The 3,152-nt window shown below is 48.1% G+C and carries 2 protein-coding genes; one reads left to right on the top strand and one right to left on the bottom strand.

What is annotated here, in order from left to right:
* The first annotated feature begins 391 nt into the window (after positions 1-391).
* Entirely contained in the window at positions 392-1,981 is a 1,590-nt protein-coding gene (locus tag QUA47_RS30535; protein ID WP_333433580.1) for a glycoside hydrolase family 57 protein, read from the top strand.
* Positions 1,982-2,809: 828 nt separating this feature from the next.
* Here the strand turns inward: QUA47_RS30535 and QUA47_RS30530 are convergent.
* Entirely contained in the window at positions 2,810-3,037 is a 228-nt protein-coding gene (locus QUA47_RS30530; protein ID WP_333433581.1) for an SPASM domain-containing protein, read from the bottom strand.
* Between the last annotated feature and the right edge of the window lie 115 nt (positions 3,038-3,152).

The following is a 3,152-nucleotide window of genomic DNA, read 5'->3' as shown; positions in this document are numbered from 1 at the left end:
GAGCCGGATGAGGTGAAAGTCTCACGTCCGGTTCTGAAGGAGAGGTAGAGGTGGCAACACCTCTATCGACTCTAACAGTTCCTTGCCCAGCGAAATTTAGGATTAAACAGACTTATTGGGTTAAATCAGTTTCCTAGATATAGTAGCGGCTGTTAACGAAGGCGCAAGCTAACATTACCCCTCTCATAGAGGCTCATAAAGGAGCGAACATTATGCGATCGTCGGTTGCGAGGTTGGATGTGGTAATTGTCCCACTAGAAAGTACATTACAAAAGTACACTCCCATCTAGCAATCCCCGTGTAATGGAAAGATTCACGGCGGTTGAAACCGCCTAGCCGTTTCCCTCTCAGGTCTAAAGACACGCTCGTTTCCCACTTACCGAATTTTTTTATGACTATTGGCTACCTCGCACTCGTTCTCCACGCCCACTTGCCTTTTGTCCGCCACCCCGAAAGCGACTATGTTTTAGAAGAAGAATGGCTGTTTGAGGCGATCGCAGAAACCTACATTCCCCTGCTGCAAGTCTTTGAAGGACTCAAGCGCGACGGCATCGACTTTAAAATTACCATGAGCATGACGCCGCCCTTGGTGGCAATGCTGCGCGACCCCTTGCTGCAAGACCGCTTCGACGACCACTTGGCTAAACTCGAAGAATTAGCGGATCTGGAAATCGAACACAACAGCGGAAACGGTCACCTCCGCTATTTAGCAGAACATTACGCCGCTCACTTCTCTCAAGTTCGCAACTTTTGGGAAAAGTACGATCGAGATTTAGTCAAAGCCTTCAAAGAACACCAAGATACCAACAACCTCGAAATCATCACCTGCGGTGCCACCCACGGCTACCTACCGCTGATGAAAATGTACCCCGAAGCAGTTTGGGCACAAATTCAAGTAGCCTGCGACAACTACGAAGCAAACTTCGGCCGCCGACCAAAAGGCATTTGGCTGCCCGAATGCGCCTACTATGAAGGCTTAGAGCGGATGTTAGCCGACGCAGGCCTCCGCTACTTTCTCACAGACGGTCACGGCATCCTCTACGCCCGCCCGCGCCCCCGCTACGGCAGCTACGCCCCGATTTTCACCGAAAGCGGAGTAGCAGCCTTCGGCCGAGATCACGAATCATCGCAGCAGGTTTGGTCTTCCGAAGTCGGCTATCCAGGCGCCGCCGAATACCGCGAATTCTACAAAGATTTGGGCTGGGAAGCTGACTACGATTACATTAAGCCCTACATCATGCCCAACGGTCAGCGGAAAAATACCGGGATTAAATATCACAAAATCACCGGTCGCGGATTGGGTTTAGGCGATAAACAGTTGTACGATCCGTACTGGGCAAGGGAAAAAGCAGCCGAACACGCCAGCAACTTTGCTTTCAACCGGGAACGGCAAGTCGAACACCTCAACGGCATTATGCAGCGTCCGCCGATTATTGTTTCACCTTACGACGCCGAACTTTTCGGTCACTGGTGGTACGAAGGGCCTTGGTTCTTAGATTACCTGTTCCGCAAGAGTTGGTACGACCAAAATACCTACGAGATGACGCACTTAGCCGATTATTTGCGGGGAAATCCGACTCAGCAAGTGTGCCGCCCGTCTCAGTCTAGCTGGGGTTTCCGGGGTTTCCACGAGTATTGGCTCAACGATACCAATGCTTGGATTTACCCGCACTTGCACAAAGCTGCGGAACGGATGATTGAGTTGGGAAGCATGGAACCTGCGGATGAATTGCAGTGGCGCGCTTTGAACCAAGCGGCGCGCGAAGTGCTGCTAGCTCAATCTTCTGACTGGGCATTTATCATGCGTACAGGGACGATGGTGCCCTATGCAGTGCGGCGGACTCGATCGCACTTAATGCGCTTTCACAAGCTTTACGATGAAGTGAAAGAAGGGAAAGTTGATTCGGGTTGGTTGGAGAAGGTTGAGGAGATTGATAATATTTTCCCTGAAATTAACTATCGCGTTTATCGACCGCTTTAAGTCTCGTTTCCCCTTTCATCCTGTCCCCCCAGCCCTGCTTAAGGGAGGGACAGGATGTTAATTAAAATTATAGGTAATGGGGCGATCGCCATGAGTGGAATGAGAGGGGCGATCTTTGGTTGAGAGTGTGAGTGCGATCGCATTTTTGGTCTGGAAAGGTCGATCGCACTTTATGTCTTTTTCTCAACGCGCAGGCGAGCCCCTTTTTGGTATGGAAAGGTCGATTGCCGAGGTCCGCAAATAGCCAGCTAATTATAAAGAAAGCTGCCAGAATTCACTCAAATAGAAGCGGAACCAAATCGAGAAATTTAACTCGCGAAGTTAAAGCGATTGTTAGTTGAAACCCGAAGCCAAGTATTTGATTGTGCTAAATAATTGCCGCAGTTGCGAGGATACAGCAATACTGTTGATATTAAGGCGAAAAATTATTCTATCGAAAGTTATCCTAAAATCAAAAATTTTTCCATTGAAGGCGGCAACGGGTGTTTTTGCCGAAGTTCCTGAATTTGCGATCGCGCAAATATCAAAGCCAAGTTGAAAAATACTTAAACTACCCGATCGCTAATCAAGATTTGTTCTAGCAGACAATATCCACAATTCGCGGGATGGTGGAAATCGAACAGGTGGAATTGAACCGGAAGAAGAGAGGGAACGTCAGCGCGATCGCGAACAACTAGAATTATACAAGCAAAAGGAACAAGAGCAGAAAGATCGCGCTCGAGAACAAATGGAAATTTGCAGGAAGAACGAAGACAAATAAACAAAAAGCCGGGTTTCTGCTCAAACCCGGTCACCATGAAGACAAGCAATATTAACACTGCTCAAACCTCAATTTTTTAATAATTTTACCCCCATTTTTACCTTGTCCAAAATCGTCTTTTGCGAAACACAAGTAATCAGACAAAGCTTGCCGCAATTCAAAGTATCGCGGCGAACTTTCTGAGCTTTTTCGCCATACCAAATCTCGCGGGCGCTGGCATTTTTCACATTACCAATCACGGGAAACTCATCGCACAATTTCACATCGCCGCGCGTATCAATCCAGTAATTTCGCAGTCCAACGCGACAAGGACGAGTTGAATCAGGAGCTTTTTCGGCGTTGCATAATTAGAGTATGAATAGAGGGAATCACCATGCCATGTCCTGAGTGCAAATCAACCCATATCCGTAA

The sequence above is a fragment of the Microcoleus sp. MON2_D5 genome (assembly GCF_036701905.1).
In the GTDB taxonomy this organism is placed as follows: Bacteria; Cyanobacteriota; Cyanobacteriia; order Cyanobacteriales; family Microcoleaceae; genus Microcoleus.
The sequence above is the reverse complement of the archived record's forward strand: the minus strand, read 5'-3'. Positions and strand labels throughout refer to the sequence as shown.

Bases quoted from the DNA above. Each gene is read 5' to 3' on its own strand.
- QUA47_RS30535 (WP_333433580.1), top strand. From the start codon at position 392: ATGACTATTGGCTACCTCGCACTCGTTCTCCACGCCCACTTGCCTTTT.